At 71.5% G+C, this 16,074-nt stretch carries 13 protein-coding genes and 1 pseudogene; 5 read left to right on the plus strand and 9 right to left on the minus strand.

Annotated elements, in window-relative coordinates; all coding sequences use genetic code 11:
* Positions 1-4: 4 nt before the first annotated feature.
* Positions 5-577 carry a GNAT family N-acetyltransferase gene (locus tag ACFY3I_RS36490; RefSeq protein ID WP_390865282.1) on the plus strand — a complete coding sequence of 191 codons (573 nt, stop codon included), beginning with the start codon at positions 5-7 and terminating at the stop codon, positions 575-577.
* A gap of 110 nt (positions 578-687) precedes the next feature.
* Here ACFY3I_RS36490 and ACFY3I_RS36495 read toward each other — a convergent pair whose 3' ends face one another.
* Together ACFY3I_RS36495 and ACFY3I_RS36500 are read right to left on the minus strand one after the other, a co-directional pair.
* Positions 688-2,160 (minus strand): AMP-binding protein, encoded by a 1,473-nt coding sequence (locus ACFY3I_RS36495; protein WP_390865283.1) that lies wholly within the window; start codon positions 2,158-2,160, stop codon positions 688-690.
* 115 nt (positions 2,161-2,275) lie between these two features.
* Positions 2,276-3,658, minus strand: a complete 1,383-nt coding sequence (locus tag ACFY3I_RS36500) for an MFS transporter (RefSeq protein WP_390865284.1) — start codon at positions 3,656-3,658, stop codon at positions 2,276-2,278.
* 170 nt (positions 3,659-3,828) lie between these two features.
* Here ACFY3I_RS36500 and ACFY3I_RS36505 point away from each other — a divergent pair, with 170 nt between their 5' ends.
* A complete protein-coding gene (locus ACFY3I_RS36505) occupies positions 3,829-5,646 on the plus strand; it encodes a helix-turn-helix domain-containing protein (protein WP_390865285.1) in 1,818 nt (605 codons plus the stop codon).
* Positions 5,647-5,662: 16 nt separating this feature from the next.
* Positions 5,663-6,019, plus strand: a complete 357-nt coding sequence (locus ACFY3I_RS36510; protein ID WP_390865286.1) for a hypothetical protein — start codon at positions 5,663-5,665, stop codon at positions 6,017-6,019.
* 98 nt (positions 6,020-6,117) lie between these two features.
* Here ACFY3I_RS36510 and ACFY3I_RS36515 read toward each other — a convergent pair whose 3' ends face one another.
* From ACFY3I_RS36515 to ACFY3I_RS36530, 4 genes are all read right to left on the minus strand, one after another.
* Complete coding sequence (locus ACFY3I_RS36515; protein ID WP_390865287.1) at positions 6,118-6,597, minus strand: PLD nuclease N-terminal domain-containing protein; 480 nt, start codon at positions 6,595-6,597, stop codon at positions 6,118-6,120.
* A 151-nt stretch (positions 6,598-6,748) separates the two neighbouring features.
* Positions 6,749-7,033, minus strand: coding sequence for a hypothetical protein (locus tag ACFY3I_RS36520; RefSeq protein WP_390865288.1), 285 nt, complete (start codon positions 7,031-7,033; stop codon positions 6,749-6,751).
* Between the two features lie 13 nt (positions 7,034-7,046).
* Positions 7,047-7,736 (minus strand): HAD family hydrolase, encoded by a 690-nt coding sequence (locus ACFY3I_RS36525; RefSeq protein ID WP_390865289.1) that lies wholly within the window; start codon positions 7,734-7,736, stop codon positions 7,047-7,049.
* Positions 7,737-7,897: 161 nt separating this feature from the next.
* A complete protein-coding gene (locus ACFY3I_RS36530; protein ID WP_390865290.1) occupies positions 7,898-8,653 on the minus strand; it encodes a FadR/GntR family transcriptional regulator in 756 nt (251 codons plus the stop codon).
* A gap of 103 nt (positions 8,654-8,756) precedes the next feature.
* Here ACFY3I_RS36530 and ACFY3I_RS36535 point away from each other — a divergent pair, with 103 nt between their 5' ends.
* The gene (locus ACFY3I_RS36535) at positions 8,757-10,493 is read left to right on the plus strand and encodes an IlvD/Edd family dehydratase (protein ID WP_390865291.1); all 1,737 of its coding nucleotides are present in this window, start codon (positions 8,757-8,759) and stop codon (positions 10,491-10,493) included.
* A gap of 47 nt (positions 10,494-10,540) precedes the next feature.
* A complete protein-coding gene (locus tag ACFY3I_RS36540; protein WP_390865292.1) occupies positions 10,541-11,728 on the plus strand; it encodes a fumarylacetoacetate hydrolase family protein in 1,188 nt (395 codons plus the stop codon).
* Between the two features lie 38 nt (positions 11,729-11,766).
* Here the strand turns inward: ACFY3I_RS36540 and ACFY3I_RS36545 are convergent.
* From ACFY3I_RS36545 to ACFY3I_RS36555, 3 genes and pseudogenes are all read right to left on the minus strand, one after another.
* Positions 11,767-11,904 (minus strand): annotated as a pseudogene (locus tag ACFY3I_RS36545) (fibronectin type III-like domain-contianing protein); the annotation flags it as partial.
* A 190-nt stretch (positions 11,905-12,094) separates the two neighbouring features.
* The gene (locus tag ACFY3I_RS36550; RefSeq protein ID WP_390865293.1) at positions 12,095-13,306 is read right to left on the minus strand and encodes an acetyl-CoA carboxylase biotin carboxylase subunit family protein; all 1,212 of its coding nucleotides are present in this window, start codon (positions 13,304-13,306) and stop codon (positions 12,095-12,097) included.
* A complete protein-coding gene (locus tag ACFY3I_RS36555; protein ID WP_390865294.1) occupies positions 13,303-16,071 on the minus strand; it encodes an amino acid adenylation domain-containing protein in 2,769 nt (922 codons plus the stop codon). The genes ACFY3I_RS36550 and ACFY3I_RS36555 overlap by 4 nt, the downstream gene beginning before the upstream one ends.
* Between the last annotated feature and the right edge of the window lie 3 nt (positions 16,072-16,074).

Consider the following 16,074-nt stretch of genomic DNA (forward strand, 5'->3'; position numbering starts at 1 on the left):
GCGCATGGCCTTGCCCACCCCGGTACTGCACACTGCTCGCCTGCGGCTGCGGCCGTTCACCGGCGCCGACGCGGCGCCGCTGTACGCGCTGCACAGCAGCGCCCACGTTCTGCGTTACTGGGACTCTCCGCCGTGGACCGAACCGGCCCGCGCCCAGCGGTTCATCGAAACCTGCCGGACGATCGAGGAGGAAGGCACGGGAGCACGGTTGGCCGTCGACCGCGTCTCCGGCGGCGCGTTCATCGGCTGGTGCGGCCTGACCGGATGGAACCCTGCCTACCGCAGCGCGTCCCTGGGCTACGTCTTCGAGGCCGCCGCTTGGGGCAACGGCTACGCCACGGAGACCGCGCACGCCGTCCTGCGGTGGGCGTTCGACACCCTGGACCTGAACCGCGTCCAGGCCGAGACCGACACCCGCAACGTGGGGTCCGCCCGGGTCCTGGAGAAGCTCGGGTTCGTCCGCGAAGGCACGCTCCGCGAGGACTGCGTCGTCAACGGCGACGTCTCCGACTCCTGGGTCTTCGGCCTCCTCCGCCGCGAGTGGCACCCGACGAGCACGCCGACGCAGGGCCGATAGAACCGAGGCCCGCGCGCGTACCAGTCCATTTCGTCCGGCGAGGTCACCGTGGCTCGCTCCGGCTGCGCGGCCGCAGCCTGCGTGCGTCGGCGATGGGCCGAAGTCGGCGTCTACAGGCGCTCGGCGCGTAGTGCGGAGCGCCGCAGTTTGCCCGCCGCGCTCCGCAGGGGAGTCGTGACCAGTTCGATGGACCGTGGCCGTTTGTGGGGTGACAGGCGGGTGGCCAGGAACGCGTCGATCTCCTCGGCCGTCGTCGGATGGCCTTCCTCGATCTGGACGATGGCGTGGACGCGGTTGCCGCGGTCCGGGTCCGGCAGGCCGATGACCGCGCCGGACAGGACGTGCGGGTGCTCGGTGAGCGCGGCCTCGATCTCGGCGGGATAGACGTTGACCCCGCCGACCAGGAGCATGTCCGAGCGGCGGTCGTGGAGGTAGAGATAGCCGTCCGCGTCGAACTCGCCGATGTCGCCGAGGGTCGACCAGCCGTCCCGCTCCTCCGTCTCGGCGCCGATGTAGTGGAAGGCGGGCGGCTTGCCCTCCGTTACGCGCATGAAGATCTCACCGGCCACCCCGGACTGGTCCACCGGTGTGCCGTCGAGGCCCATGATCTTGATCTCGCCCCAGGTGGGGCGGCCCACCGAACCCCGGTGCGCCAGCCACTCGGTACCGGAGATGATGCAGCCCGCCTGGGCCTCGGTCCCGGCGTACAGCTCCCAGATCCGGTCCGGTCCGAGCCAGTCGATCCACGCCTGCTTGGTCGCCGGCGGGCACGGTTCGGCGCAGTGCCACACCGAGACCAGCGAGGAGAGGTCGTAGCGGTCGCGGGTCTGCTCGGGCAGGGCCAGGATGCGTCGCATCATCGTCGGCACCAGATACACCCAGGTGATCCGGTGCCTCTCGATCTCGGCCAGCACCCGTTCGGCGTCGAATCGCTCCAGAAGGGTGGCCGTGCCGCCGTTGAACAGAGTCGTCATGGCCGTGGAGAAGGGCGCGTTGTGGTGCACCGGCGCGGTGACGAGGGACTGCTCGCCGGGCCGCAGACCCCACGCCTCCATGTCGAAGGGGTTGAACGCCCCCTCGGCCCCCGACAGGATGATCTTCGGCCTGCCGGTCGAGCCACCCGAGGTGGGCGCCTTCCACGAGGGACCCACCTCGGTCACGAGGTCGGCGCCCCCGGCGCCCCGACGGCGAAGTTCCGCGACCGTGGTCGCCCTGAACCGGCCGTTCCCCATCGGTGCGCCCGGATCGAGGCCGACGACCACCGCCGGGTCGGACAGCGTGAGGATCGCCTCCTCCTCGGGCGGCGCGAGCCGCGTCGACAGCGGCTGCGGTACGGCACCCAGTGTCAGGCAGGCGAAGGCCGCGGCGACGACGTCCACGCCGTTCGGCAGCACGAGCGGGACGATCCGCCCCTTCGTCACGCCCGACTGCGCCAGCCCCCGGGCGATCTCGCCGCTCACCCGGCACAGCTCGGCCCAGGTCAGCCGGTCCTCCCCGGAGCGGACCGCCACGACCTCGGGGCAGTCCGCCGCGTACGCCTTGGGGATGTCACCGAGGGGGAATCCCGGTCGGGGGGTGAACATGACGATCTCTCCTCGTGGCCGGGAGCAGAAGGAACGCGGACAACATACGGGACATCTAGATACATATGGGAAGCCGAGCGTATCCGGGTCGGCCGGAGAGTCTCCGGCCGACCGGTCAGGCGTACAGCTGGGTTCCGGGCAGCTTCTCCGGATCGGCCCGTACCTCCGCCGGGTTCGTCTCGGGCAGGAACCACGCGCTGACGAAGGTGATCAGACCCATGAGCGCGATGTAGACCGCGACCAGGGTGGTCGTTCCGGTCTTGGCGATCACGGTGGTCATCAGGACCGGCGTACTGCCACTGACGGCGATGGCGGACAACTGGTACGCGAAGGAGGCACCGGAATAGCGGACGTCGGGGGCGAACAGCTCGCCGAGGTACGCGGCCATCGGGGCGTAGGTGAGCCCCTGGAAGAGGAATCCGACGGAGACGGCGACGAAGACCAGCGGGGCCGACGCCGTGTCAACCAGCGCGAAGTACGGGAACGCCCAGGCCGCTACGCCGAGTCCGCCGACGAGGATGAGCCTGCGCCGGCCGTAGCGGTCCGACAGATGGCCCGCGTAGGGGAGTATGCCCGCCATGAGGGCCGAGCTGAGCAGCGTGGCGGTCAGCAGCGAGTCGCGCTCCATGTGCAGCGTCGTGGTGCCGTAGCTGAGCAGGCCGGTGATACTCACGTAGAAGAGGCTGTTCGTGGCGGACAGCGTGCCGCAACCGAGCAGGATCACACGCCAGTTGCGGCGGACGGCCTCCGCGACCGGTGCCCGGACCACCCGTGCCTGCGCGCTGCCGGCCGCCTCCTGCAGCTCGCGGAAGTCCGGGGTGTCCTCGACCTTGCGCTGGATGTGCAGCACGACGGGGAACATGACCGCGCTGAGCAGGAACGGAATGCGCCACCCCCAGCGCAGGAACGCGTCGCTCGACACGACGTTGCCGGTCGTGGTGAAGATCAGGTTCACGATGATGACCGCCACCGGGACGCTCGTCTGGCCGAAGGTGCCGGCGAAGCCGCGGCGTTTGGGGTGGGCCGACTCCGTGAGAAGGAGCGCGATACCGCCCCACTGGCCGCCCGCGGCCGCGCCCTGCACGAACCGCAGCAGCACCAGCAGAACCGGGGCGAGGGTGCCGACCTTCGCGGCGCTCGGCAGACAGCCGATGAGGAACGTCGCCACGGCCATGCCCGTCAGGCAGACGACGACCGTGGGCTTGCGGCCGTACCTGTCACCGAAGTGACCGGCGAGGAGGCCGCCGAGCGGCCTGGCCACGAACCCCGCCCAGAAGGTGCTGAAGGACAGCAGGGTGCCCACGAAGGCGGAGGAGTGCGGGAAGAAGACGTGCGGGAAGACCAGGGCCGCCGCCGTACCGTACAGGAAGAAGTCGTACCACTCGATCGAGCTGCCGATCAGTCCGGCTACGAGCAGTCGCCAGCCGGTGCGGCGTCCGGAGGCGGTGGCGGCGCCGGAGCTGTCGCCCTGGATGGGGGCCTGCGCGGAAGAGGCCATGGGAGGCATCCCTCGGTTCTCGGTAGGGCTGCGACCTGCGCCACAGCTCTGTGTCGTGCGGCGAGACTAGAGCTGAGCAAGCGCTCTGCAGGATGGGACGGGGATACACTCCTGGCGCTCACGCGGTGGAGGAAACCTCCACCTGTTCGCTTCTCCTGGAGGCCGGACCGATGCCACGCACCGACTCCGACGCGCAGGGTGCCAGCGATCAGGGCGGAAACGTCGAACACCACGAACTGGCCGCTTACCGTCTGCGCCGCGAGCGCGAGTTGACCAGCCTGTACGCGACGGCCCGTTCGCTGGCCGTGCTCGGGGAGGTCGACGTGGTGCTCCCGTCGATCGTCCGGCAGGCACACGAGCTGATCGGCAGCGACTTCGCGTACCTGTCGCTCCTGGACGCCGACGGCAACCTCAGACTCAGGGCGTCCGCGGGCACCATCTCGGCGGAGTTCTCGTCCGCGCAGATGCCCCCGGGGGCCGGCCTGGGCGGACGGGTGATCGAGACCAGGGCCCCCTACTGGGTCAGCGACTACCGCGCAGCCGAAGGCATCAACCACAACTCGGGCTTCGACCAGCTCGTCGGTGACGAAGGGCTCGTGGCGCTCCTCGGGGTGCCGCTCCTGGTCGGCGACCGGGTGATCGGTGTCCTCTTCGCCGCCGACCGCACCGAACGCCCCTTCCCGAACGACGAGGTGGCCCTCCTCAGCGCCTTCGCCGACCACGCCGCCATCGCCCTGCACAACGCCCGGCTCTACGAGGAGAGCCGGGTGGCACTGCGCCGGCTGCGGGACGCCTACCGCGTCATCGAGGGCCAGGTCGCCACCATGGAACTGGCCGCGGCGGTGCACGAGGCGCTGACCCACGTCGTGCTGACGGGCGGCGGACCCGGCGACATCGCGCAGTCGCTCGTGGACCACCTGGGCGGTGCGGTCACGATACGGGACCGGGACGACAAGGTCGTCGCGAGCCGATGCCCCGGAGCGGCGACGCCAGACGTCGACCCGCCACTGGAAAGGGAGTTGCTGGAGGAGGCCCGGCGGACCGGCCGGTGCGTCCACGGCCGCGGCGACGACGGTACGGTCCTCAGCGTGGCGGCCATCCAGGCCGACGGCAGCCACCTCGGCTCCCTGTCCCTGCGGCGGCAGGCGGCCACGGACTCGGCGGACGTCCGGATGCTGGAGCGCTCCGCGCAGATCACGGGCCTGCTCGTGCTCATGCGCGAGGCCCGCGTCGAGGCGGAGGAGCGGGTGCGGGGCGAACTGCTCACCGAACTCCTGTCCCACCCCCCGCTCCACCCGGTCCACCCGACCCTGCGCGACCGCGCGCTCGCCCGTGGCGTCGACGTGGACCGCCTGGACGTTCTCGTGGCGGCCGACTGCCCCGGACGCCCCGCCGCCGACGTCGTCCGCGCACTGCACGCCGCCTCAGCCGAGTGGTCCGGACTCGCGGGCGAATACCTGGGCCGGGGGACGATGCTGTTGCACACCGACGACCCGGAGACGGCTGCCGAGGCGCTGCACCACCGGCTCCGTCACCGCCTGGGCTCCCCGACCCTCGTGGTCGTCGACCGTGTCACGGGCCACGACCGGTCGCGCTCCTTCACCCTCGCCCAACGCTGCCTCGACGTCATGCGCTCCCTCGGTGACACCGACCGAGGCGCCACCACCCGTCACTTCGCCATGTACGCCCTGGTCTTCGACCCCCGACGCGCCCACGAACTGCGGGACTTCATCGCCGACACCCTCGGCCCCCTCCTCGACTACGACCGTCGCCGCGCCACGGACCTCGTGACCACCGCCGCCGCCTTCTTCACCCATTCCGGCAACCTCAGCCGCACCGCCCACGCCCTCCACATACACACGAACACCCTGTTGAAGCGACTGGACCGCATCGGGGCGATCCTGGGAGAGGACTGGCGCGCCGGCGACCGGGGACTGCGCGTCCATCTCGCCCTGCGGCTGCACCAGTTGAGGCGGCTGGCCAAGTGAGTGGTGTCGGGGGAGGGTGAGCGGCACCGTCAGCAAGCCGACGAGGTTGGATGGCCCCATGGTGAGACGAACGCGGGAGAAGAAGCGGCCTTCCTTCGGCAAGCCGAAGAGCATCGTCCTGCTCGCGACGCCGGAAGGCTGGCGCCATAGTGTCCTCACCGTGGACGGCGGGATGGTCTGCGGGCGCCTCGCCGACGTTCCGCCCGACGCCGGCCCAGCCGAGGCAATGGCCGCCGCGGCAGCCATGGTGATGGGCCTCGCACGCGACTTTCACGAAGAACGCGTCGACGTCACCTGGGATCCGCCTCGGGAACCCGGGTCCTGGACCGCCCAGGTCACCGTTTCCGCGACCCCGCCGCACACCTGTGCTTAGTTTTCCGGCGCCTGGCCGACGGGCTGCACGGCGTCCCACCACCGCCGCGTCCGGCTGAGAGTTCGCCGCAGACCGCGTCCGGCGGGCGGTCCTGTAGCTCAGGAGGTGGTCGGCCGGCCTTCGGCCGGGGCGGCCCGCTTGCCCAGGTTGCGCCACGCTATGGCACCCAGGATGGGGAACAGGATCATGATGATCAGCCATCCTGCTTTCGGCAGCATTCGCATGCGGGCCGCTGGGGTCCTGACGCAGTCACCCAAGGCATAGATGTACAGGACCCCGACCATCACGTAGATCGCGCCGACCAACAGCGTCGTCATCGGGTCCCCCTCGCAAGCCAGGGCGGACCCGTCCACGTGCGGCTCGACGTGGGGGGTGGTGACGGTGCGGGACCGTTCCGGCACGGGGTGGGGTGGCGAAGCCATGAAGTGCACCTCTGGATGTTCAGCGGGATGGGACTGCGCGGAAACCGATAGGGCGGCCGAGCCCGCCTCCCGCAGCCCCCACTCCACCGTCGTGTCGTTGCCGTTGTTGACCATGACGACTCGATCCGGCCGCGCGCCATGGTCCAGCCAGCCCACCAGAGCCGCGTCGCGTTCCGCGCAGGGCGGAGGCTGCCGAGGCGGGGGAAGGACGACGGTGACGGGCCCGTCGTCGCCGCCACTCAGGAGCGCGACTAGGACCGGCGTGCACACCGCGTAACGCCGCAACTTCTCATGAGTAGACGCGCCGTCACTCGACGGTCAGGGACTCCAGGGCGGCCATGCTCTCCAGCGAGAGCAGTCGCGCGTTCTCCAGGGCCACGACCACCCACCGGTCGTCCCGCCACACCGTGACGAAGAGCTGCATGGAGATGCGCGTCGACGGGGGCTGCTCCTCGCCCGGCAGGAGCATGCCGACGCGACTGTGGACCACTCCGACACCCGCGCTGACGATCCGGGCGAACACCACGTCGCCCTCCACCAGCCGTGAACCCTTGACCACGGTGGCGGCCCTGGAGATCTCACCGAGAGTCACCCTTCCGGCCAGGTCAGAGGAGTTGGAGCACCTCGGTCAGTGCGCTGGGACGCCGGTCCACGGGCAGGGGGTCGACCAGGTGGACCCGGCAGCCCAGCGTGGCAGCGCCGACATCCGCGAAAGGCTCGTCTCCCACCATGAGGGCATCGCCGGGCGCCACTGCGAGCTCGTCGCACGCCATCTGGAAGATCCGGGGATCGGGCTTCTTCACCCCGCGCTCGAAGGAGAGGAAGTAGGCGTCCACGAGGGCATCGACGCCGTGGGCGCGGAACACAGGGCGCATGTCCCAGCCGATGTTGCTGACGACGGCGACCGGGATGCCTCGCGCGCGCAGGGCGCGGAGGGTTTCCTCGGTGTCGGGATAAGGCAGCCATGCACCCGGCGTCTGGGAACGTTCGTACAGGGCCTCGGCCAGGTCAGCCGCGGGCAGTCCCGCTTCCCGGGTAAGGGCTGTGAAGGCGGCGCGGTGTTGTTCGGCGGTCAGGTCGCGCTCCCGCCACAGTGCCTCCAGATGGGGTGGCACTGTGCGCGGAGGGACCCCTCCGGGCTGAGCTCCGAACTCTTCCAGCCGGCTGACACAAGCGGCGAGTTGGCCCTCGGGCACGTCTGAACCGCCCTTCGTCGCCACCGCGCGCAGCCACTGCGCGGCCGATTCGATCCGGAAGAGGGTCCCGGAGAAGTCGAACATCACACCCTTGATCATGCCGCCGATCCTGGCCGCGACGGTGAACCGACCGCAAGCCCCACGGCCGGTCCACCCCACCGCCCCTACGGCGAGATCTGGACAACGGTGCCGGTTCACCCCGCCGAGCCAGGAGCCAGGACCCGGGACCCGCGTTCCACGCGTCGCGGCCCGCACGCCGATCAGGTGTCGTGCCGGCTGGCGGCGGATCCCTTGGCCGGGCTCTGCGCGATGTCCCTGTCCGCTGCCTCGATGAGAGCCAGTACGGCGGCCGCCGCGGCCGCGCCGTCCCGGGCCTCGACGGCTTGAACGATGGCCCGGTGGCCTGGCAACGATGCTTCCACCGCTCCGGGGGTCCGGGTGCTGACGAGGAAGCTGTGTTCCAGCGCGACGTCGACAGCCCGGCCCAGTGAGCCGAGGAGAGGGTTGCCGCTGGCGTCGAGCAGGGCTTGGTGAAAGGCGATATCGGCCTCGATGTACCCCCTGCCGCCGGGCTCCGCCGCCGCGGCCTCCATGGCCGCCACATGGTCGTACAGGGCTCGGACATCGTCGGGCGTGGCCCGGCCGGCGGCGAGCCGGGCCGCTTCCGGTTCGACGACCCGGCGAAGCTCGCCCGTGTCACGCAGCAGAGCCGTGGCGTTCTCGGCCTGTTTCCAGCGCAGCACGTCCCGGTCCAGGTGGTTCCACTGCCTCGGGGGCAGCACGCGTGTACCCGTACGCGGGCGCACGTGCAGTATCCCCTTCGCCACCAGTGCCTTGACCGCCTCGCGCAGGACCCCTCGGCTGACGCCGGCCTCGGCGGCCAGCGCGTCCTCGACCGGCAGTGTGTCGCCGGGCTTCCATCCGCCGCCCACGATCCGTCGCCCGAGTTGGTCGACCACACGCTGGTGCGTCGTCGGGAACTCCACCACGATGTCCGCCGACCCCCTGGACGCCATTCATCGAATCATTCAATGATTGCCTGACAGGGTAGGGCCTGCGGGTCCCCACCCCCATGGCCCGACCTGAAGAGGACCACGTCACAGCCACGGGAGTGTGTGCATGACCGACGGTCGAGGAGCCGGCAGCCGGAGCCAGGCATGGTTCGGCGCACAGGGTCGCAGCGGCATGGTGTACCGCTCCTGGATGCGCAACCAAGGACTCGGTCACGAGGTGCTCGACGGGCGTCCCGTCATCGGTATCGCGACGAGCGCCTCCGAGCTCGCACCGTGCAACACCCATCTGACCCAGGTCGCGGAAGCGGTCAAGAGGGGAGTGTGGCAAGCGGGTGGGCTGCCTCTCCAGTTCCCGACCATGGCCACGGGCGAGACTCTCATGCGGCCCACCGCCATGCTCTATCGCAACCTCATGGCGATGGAGGTCGAGGAACTGATCCGGGCCAACCCCCTGGACGGTGTGGTGCTGCTGTCAGGCTGTGACAAGACGACACCCGCCATGCTCATGGGCGCCGCGAGCGTCGACCTGCCCGCCGTCATGGTCACCGGCGGACCGATGCTCAACGGGAAGTTCCGTGGGCAGGACGTGGGATCCGGCACGCACGTGTGGAAGTTCGAGGAGGAGTTCAAAGCCGGCCGGATGACCGCGGAGGAGTGCTTCTTCGCGGAAGGGTGCATGGCGCGTTCCCACGGGCACTGCATGACGATGGGGACCGCGTCGACGATGGCCTGTCTGGCCGAGGCGCTCGGCATGCAACTGCCGGGGTCCGCGGCCTGGCCGGCGGTCGACGCACGTCGGATGGAGACCGCGCAGGCAGCCGGGCAGCGCATCGTCCGCATGGTGGAGGAGGGCCTGCGCCCCTCGCGGATTCTGACCCGGGAGGCGTTCGAGAACGCCGTCCGGGTCAACGCGGCCATCGGCGGCTCCACGAACGCCGTCATCCATCTCACGGCCATCGCTGGGCGTGTCGGTGTCGGACTGGGCCTGCGGGACTTCGACGAACTCGTCCGGGAGGTGCCGACCCTGGTCAACCTGATGCCCAGTGGCAAGTACCTCATGGAGGACTTCTGCTACGCGGGCGGACTGCCCGTGGTCATGGCCGAGCTGCTGCGCGGCGGACTGCTGCACGGCGAACCGATCACGGTCACCGGCCGCACCGTCGCCGAGAACACGGAGAACGCCGAACGCACGGACTCCGACGTCATCACCGGCCTCGACGCCCCTTTCCAGCCGCCCGGCACCGGTATCGCCGTCCTCAGGGGCAACCTGTGCCCGGACGGTGCCGTGATCAAGCAGTCCGCCGCGTCCCCGCACCTGCTCATCCATCGGGGACCCGCACGCGTCTTCGACACCCCGGAGGCATACCACGAGGTGGTCGACGATCCCGAACTCGACATCGACGAGAACACCGTGATCGTCATCCGCTACGCGGGCCCCAAGGGTTACCCCGGCATGCCCGAGGTCTCCAACGTCCCGCTCCCAGCGAAGCTCCTGAAGGCCGGCGTCACGGACATGGTGCGCGTCTGCGACGGACGGATGAGCGGCACCGGGTACGGGACGGTGGTACTGCACGTGTCGCCCGAGGCCGCCGTCGGCGGGCCGCTCGCCCTGGTGCACGACGGGGACTTCGTCGTTCTCGACGTCCCGAGCCGCACCCTGCACCTGGACGTGGACGACGCCGAGCTCACGCGCCGCCGGCTGGCGTGGCGCGCGCCGGCCGAGCGGTACACCGGCGGCTACACCTGGCTCTACACCCAGAACGTGGAACAGGCCCACGAGGGCGCGGACTTGGGGTTCCTGCGGGGCAACCGCGGATACGAGGTCCCCCGCGACTCCCACTGAGCACCGGTCCGGTCGCCTCACACCTCGAATCCAGGGGAGCGTTCATCGTGGAATCGGAAACAGCGCATCCGCGGCCGGTCCTGACCGCCCGCTCCGTACTGCCGGAGGACGCCGACCGAGCCGCGCTCGTCGCGCGCGTCCATCACCCCGAGTGGGACGGACCGTGCGTGGCCGCGGTCCGGGGCGAGCGGGTGGTCGACCTGACGGCCGTTGTACCCACCGTCTCGGACCTCATGGAACGCGACGACGCGGCGGCGGTCGTCCGCGATGCCGAGGGCCGACACGTCTGGCGCCTGGACGACCTGCTCGGGGCACCGGTCGGCCGCCGTGACGTTCCGCATCTGCTCGCGCCGGTCGATCTGCAGGTGATCAAAGCGGCCGGCGTCACCTTCGCCCGGAGCCTGCTGGAACGCGTCATCGAGGAACGCGCGGGCGGCGATCCGGCTCAGGCCGCCGAGATCCGGGCTCGCGTCGGCGAGGTGGTGGGCGGCACGCTCGAAGGCGTCCGTCCCGGGTCTCCGGAAGCGGACAAGGCCAAGGAGGTGCTGGTCTCCGAGGGACTGTGGTCGCAGTACCTGGAGGTCGGGATCGGACCGGACCCGGAAGTGTTCACCAAGGCCCCTGTACTGTCCGCGGTCGGTACCGGGGCGTACATCGGGGTGCTCGGCACCTCGGTGTGGAACAACCCCGAGCCCGAGGTCGTCCTGGTCGCGGACTCACGCGGCCGGATCCGCGGAGCCGCACTCGGCAACGACGTCAATCTTCGCGACGTGGAGGGACGCAGTGCCCTGCTGCTGTCCCGTGCCAAGGACAACAACGCCTCGTGCGCGATCGGCCCCTTCGTCCGTCTGCTCGACGACGGCTTCGACCTCGAAGCCGTACGCGGTCTCGACGTCGACCTGCGGGTCGAGGGGACGGACGGATACGTGTTGCACGGCAGGAGCTCCATGCGGGAGATCAGCCGCGACGTGCTGGACCTGGTGGCCGCGACACATGGTCCGCACCACCAGTATCCGGACGGCTTCGCGCTCTTCACCGGAACGCTGTTCGCTCCCACCGAGGACCGGCAGGCGCCGGGCGCGGGCTTCACCCACGAGTACGGCGACCTGGTACGGATCTCCAGCCCGAGACTCGGCGCCCTGGTCAACACCGTCACCGCCAGCGAGCGGGCCGCGCCGTGGACATACGGCGTCGGAGCCCTGATGCGCAACCTCGCCCGGCGCGGAGTGCTGTGACGGAACGTCGGATTCCCGTCCGGCGACGCGGGCCCGGCGGCGCTGGAAGCGGCCAACCGCATTTCCAGCTCGCCCGGTTCGACGATCCGTCGCCCGTCGCGTCCCGTGAAGGAGGCGAGGTCGGCCGGGACCGTGACACGCAGACGCCGTGCGGCGCCCGGTTCGGGGTCCACCCGTGTCGGGCAGCGCGCCCATCGCCCAGCAGCGCCGCCTGTCCTTCAGCACCAGTCGTCGCCACTGGGACCGGGCGGTCAACCGCCTCTCCGGCGGAAGCGCGAGGACCGGCTCCGAGCCGGCGTCGTGGGAGGCGAGGGGCGGTGTGGGGGCCCGGCCGGGGAGGGGGATCCTTCCCGGCCGGACCCCGGATCACAGGGTGCGCAGCACCTCCAGGCGTACGGCCGTCGACGCCTTGTCCAGGGCGGAGCGGCACTCCTCGTCCGTCGTGCCGACCGCGGTGACCAGCGCGTAGCGGCTGGACACGTGGCCGTTCGGCGGCAGGCGCAGTTCCTGGCCGGGCAACGCGATGGCCAGGGCCGTGTCCACCGGGGCGGGCAGGGCGGGCGTGTCGATGACGACCTCGCGCGCGATGCAGTCCGCCCGCGGATAGTGGAAACGCACGGCCGCGACGCCGTGCCGGTCCGGCCGTACGTCCGGCGGCGTCCCGCAGGCCACCCGTGCCGCGACGAGCGCCGCGTCGACGCCGAGCGCGAGGCGACCGATGTCGGGGATGCGGTCCCCGCCGATCCGCGCGTTGATCTCGACGACCTTCGGGCCCTCCGCCGTGAGCCGCAGCTCCGTGTGCGTCCAGCCGGTGGTGAAGCCGACCGCCGCGTGCGCGGCGGCCACCACGTCGAGCACGGCCGGATCGGTGAGCAGCGGGTCCCCGGCGTCTACCAGGTGTCCCGTCTCCTCGAAGTACGGCGGGAACCCGCACTCCTTGCGCGCCACGAAGGCGGGGTGCATCCGTCCCTCGTACCAGGCGGCGTCGACGCTGATCTCGGGGCCGTCCAGGTACTGCTCGACCAGGACGTCCCCCGGTGCCACCTCCACCGCGCCCGAAGCGGTCGCCCCGCGCGCCAGGCGGAACCGAGCGGAGAGCAGGGCGGGTTCGTCGACCTTCACCACGCCCGTGCTCGCGTTCAGCGCACGGGGTTTGAGGACGAGCGGGTAGCCGACGAGGGCGGCCGCGGCCCGCGCCTGGGGCAGCGACCTGACCAGCTCGGACCGGGCCTGCGGCACCCCGGCCCCGCGCAGTGCCTCGCGGGTGGCCCACTTGTCGCGGCAGCGCAGCGTCGCCTCGGGCGGGCTGCCCGGCAGTCCGAGCAGTCGCGCCAGTTCGGCGGTGTGGACGACCCGGGTGTCGTCCCAGGTCATCACTCCCTCGTACGGGAGCCCGCGCACCGCCTCGGCCATGGCCGTGACATCCGTGGTGTCCACGACCGTGTGCCCGCTCAGGTAGGGCTCCTCCCACAACGGAGCGCGCTCCGCAAGGAGATGGACCTCGTACTCCTTCGCGACGGAACGCAGCAGGTACTCGCGGTAGGCCTGCGAGCCCGCGCCGACCAGCAGCAGCGTCATGGCCGGGCCGCCGCTCCGTCGAGGTGCGCGGCGAGCGTGCGCACGGTCCGGTGGAGGTACAGCTGCGGCAGCGGGAACGAGGGCAGCCCTGCCGACCGCAGCGCCACCAACAGCCGTACGCCCAGGAGGGAGTTGCCGCCGAGCGCGAAGAAGTCGTCGTCCGCGCCGACCCGGAAGCCGAAGACCCTCTCCCACACCGAACGCAGCCGGGACTCGGTGTCGTCGCCCTCGGGCGGCGGTTCCTCGTCCGGTCCGTGGGTCAGCGGTTCGGGCAGACGTGCCGTGTCCACCTTGCCGTTGGGCGTGAGGGGGAGCGCGGGCAGCGCGGTGAGCGTGGACGGCACCATGTGCTCGGGCAGGAAGCGCGCCGCGTGCTGCCGCACCTCCGCGGTGTCGCCCTCGACCCCGTCGCGGAAGACGACGTACCCGTCGAGACGGGCGGCCGCCGTGTCCGCAGTGTCGGCCGCCTGCCTCAGGACCACCGCGGCGGCCCCCACGTCCGGCGCGTCCAGCAGGCGCGCCCTGATCTCGTCCAGCTCGATGCGGAAGCCGCGCAGCTTCACCTGGCTGTCGAGGCGTCCGAGGTGCTCCAGACGTCCGTCGGGCAGCAGCCGCCCGCGGTCGCCGCTGCGGTACATCGGGCCGGACGCGTGCGGGTCGGGCAGGAAGCGCCGGGAGGTCAGCTCCGGGCGGTTGAGGTACTTCCCGGCCACCCCCAGACCGCCCACGTAGATCTCGCCGGCGACTCCGGGCGGTACTTCGCGGCCTTCGGGGTCGAGGACGTACAGGTGCCAGCCGGGCAGGGCGGGGCCGACCGAGCGCGAACCCGTCAGCGCCTCGCGGCGGGTGACGGTCTGCGCGGTGACGTGCACGGTCGTCTCGGTGATCCCGAACATGTTGACCAGGCGGCACGCCCACTCGGGGTGCCGGTCGAACCAGAAGCGCAACGGCCGCGTGTCGAGCGGCTCTCCGCCGAAGACGACCAGGCGCACCGAGTCGGAGACCCGCGTCTCCCGGTCGACGGTCATGAGCTGGGCGAAGGCGCTCGGTGTCTGGCTGAGCACCGTCACCTGCTCGGCGGCGAGCAGCGCCGCGAACTCGGCCGGGTCGCGCGAGGCCCAGTAGGGCACGACGACCAGCCGCCCGCCCGTCATCAGGCAGCCCCAGATCTCCCACACCGAGAAGTCGAAGGCGCTGGAGTGGAAGAGCGTCCAGGTGTCGCCGCCGCCGAACCCGAAGTCGTCCCGCGTGGCGTGCATCAGCGCGCCGACGTTGCGGTGCGGGACCACGACGCCTTTGGGGCGGCCGGTGGAGCCGGAGGTGTAGATGACGTAGGCGGCCGCGTCGGCCGGGAGGTCGGCCGGCTCGAACGGCCCCCGGCCGTTCCCCGCGAGTTCGTCGGGCCGAACCGTCCGTACGCCGTCCCGCCGCGGGAAGGTCCCCGACTCCGTGACGACCAGCGCGAGTTCGGCGTCCTCGCAGGTGTAGGCGAGACGGTCCGCCGGATAGGCCGGGTCCATCGGCACGTACGTGGCGCCGCAGGTGAGCACCGCGAGCAACACCACGACCAGGTCGAGCGACCGCTCCAGACAGACGCCGACCCGGGCGCCCGGTACTACCCCGAGGTCACGCAGTGCGGCGGCGTACTCGTCGCCCCGTTCAATGAGTTGACGGTATGTCAACTCCTTTCGTCCGAAGGTCACGGCGGGCGCGTCCGGTGTACTCCGGGACCGGGCGCGTACGACCTGCTCGATGCGCTCGTCCGGGGCCTCGGGCGCGCGGCCCAGGCCGCCGAGCACGGCCAGGTCGCGCAGCCGCTCCTCGTCGAAGAGGGGTATGTCGCCGACCCGGGTCCCGGGGGCCGCGCCGGTCAGTGCCCGGTACGCCGTGACCAGCATGCCGGTCAGCCACGCGACCGAGGCGTCCGCGAACGCGGAGTGACGGTAGCGGACCACTCCGCCCAGGACCGTGGACCCGTCGTCGGACACGTGCACCGACAACGGGTGCACCGGGTCCAGGAACGGCAGGTGGGTCAGCGGCTCGGCCTTGACGCCCTCGCCGGTCAGCGCCTCGGGCGCCTCGGTGACGGTCAGGCCGGCCAGCGGCGTCCGGCCGGTCGCGGGCACCGCCCGGTCCACCTGCTCCAGGTACCGGGCCACCGTCGCGGACCCGTCGACCGTGAAGGTCAGCGCCCGCTCGGCGTCCACTCCGAGCGTGACCTCGGCGTCGGCCGTGCAGCGCGCGAGGACCAGGCCCAGTGCGGCCCTGAGCGTGACAGACGCGGGTGCGCCGCCGTCGCCCGGGACCGAGAAGCGGTGCAGCCCCGTCGTGGTGGCGCCCCGGGTGCCGAGCCCCCACTCCGGTGCCTCGGCGCGGTCGAGCCCGGTGAGCGCGGTGCGCAGCCGCTCGCCGTGCTCCCGCGGTACGGCGTCCGGCCGCACCGGCTCCATGAGCAGCGCCCGCACCAGGTCGTACGGATCGGCGAGCGCGGCCCGGTGCGCCACCACGACCAGGTCCGCCGCCCCGTCCTCGTACCGCAGCAGGACCGTGCGCAGCCCGGGTCCGGTGCGCGGATCGGCCGGCCGCGACAGTTCCCGCTCGCGGTGGTGCGCGGCGGTCCCGGAGTCCGCTCCCGAGGGCACGTCCTCGACCCACAGGCGCGCGCCCTCGGCGGCGAGCGCCAGGTTCCGGCGCAGCCGCTCGGGGTCGGCACCCGTGTGCACCCGCAGCGCGACCGCCTGGCACAGTCGTCCCGTGTCGTTCATCGT

The sequence above is a fragment of the Streptomyces sp. NPDC001068 genome (assembly GCF_042897315.1).
Taxonomy (GTDB): domain Bacteria; phylum Actinomycetota; class Actinomycetes; order Streptomycetales; family Streptomycetaceae; genus Streptomyces.

What these genes read in the sequence shown, in the direction of transcription:
- ACFY3I_RS36525 (WP_390865289.1), bottom strand. Translation starts at nt 7,736, where the DNA reads ATGATCAAGGGTGTGATGTTCGACTTCTCCGGGACCCTCTTCCGGATC.
- ACFY3I_RS36490 (WP_390865282.1), top strand. Translation starts at nt 5, where the DNA reads ATGGCCTTGCCCACCCCGGTACTGCACACTGCTCGCCTGCGGCTGCGG.
- ACFY3I_RS36495 (WP_390865283.1), bottom strand. Translation starts at nt 2,160, where the DNA reads ATGTTCACCCCCCGACCGGGATTCCCCCTCGGTGACATCCCCAAGGCG.
- ACFY3I_RS36535 (WP_390865291.1), top strand. Translation starts at nt 8,757, where the DNA reads ATGACCGACGGTCGAGGAGCCGGCAGCCGGAGCCAGGCATGGTTCGGC.
- ACFY3I_RS36500 (WP_390865284.1), bottom strand. Translation starts at nt 3,658, where the DNA reads ATGGCCTCTTCCGCGCAGGCCCCCATCCAGGGCGACAGCTCCGGCGCC.
- ACFY3I_RS36555 (WP_390865294.1), bottom strand. Translation starts at nt 16,071, where the DNA reads ATGAACGACACGGGACGACTGTGCCAGGCGGTCGCGCTGCGGGTGCAC.
- ACFY3I_RS36550 (WP_390865293.1), bottom strand. Translation starts at nt 13,306, where the DNA reads ATGACGCTGCTGCTGGTCGGCGCGGGCTCGCAGGCCTACCGCGAGTAC.
- ACFY3I_RS36530 (WP_390865290.1), bottom strand. Translation starts at nt 8,653, where the DNA reads ATGGCGTCCAGGGGGTCGGCGGACATCGTGGTGGAGTTCCCGACGACG.
- ACFY3I_RS36505 (WP_390865285.1), top strand. Translation starts at nt 3,829, where the DNA reads ATGCCACGCACCGACTCCGACGCGCAGGGTGCCAGCGATCAGGGCGGA.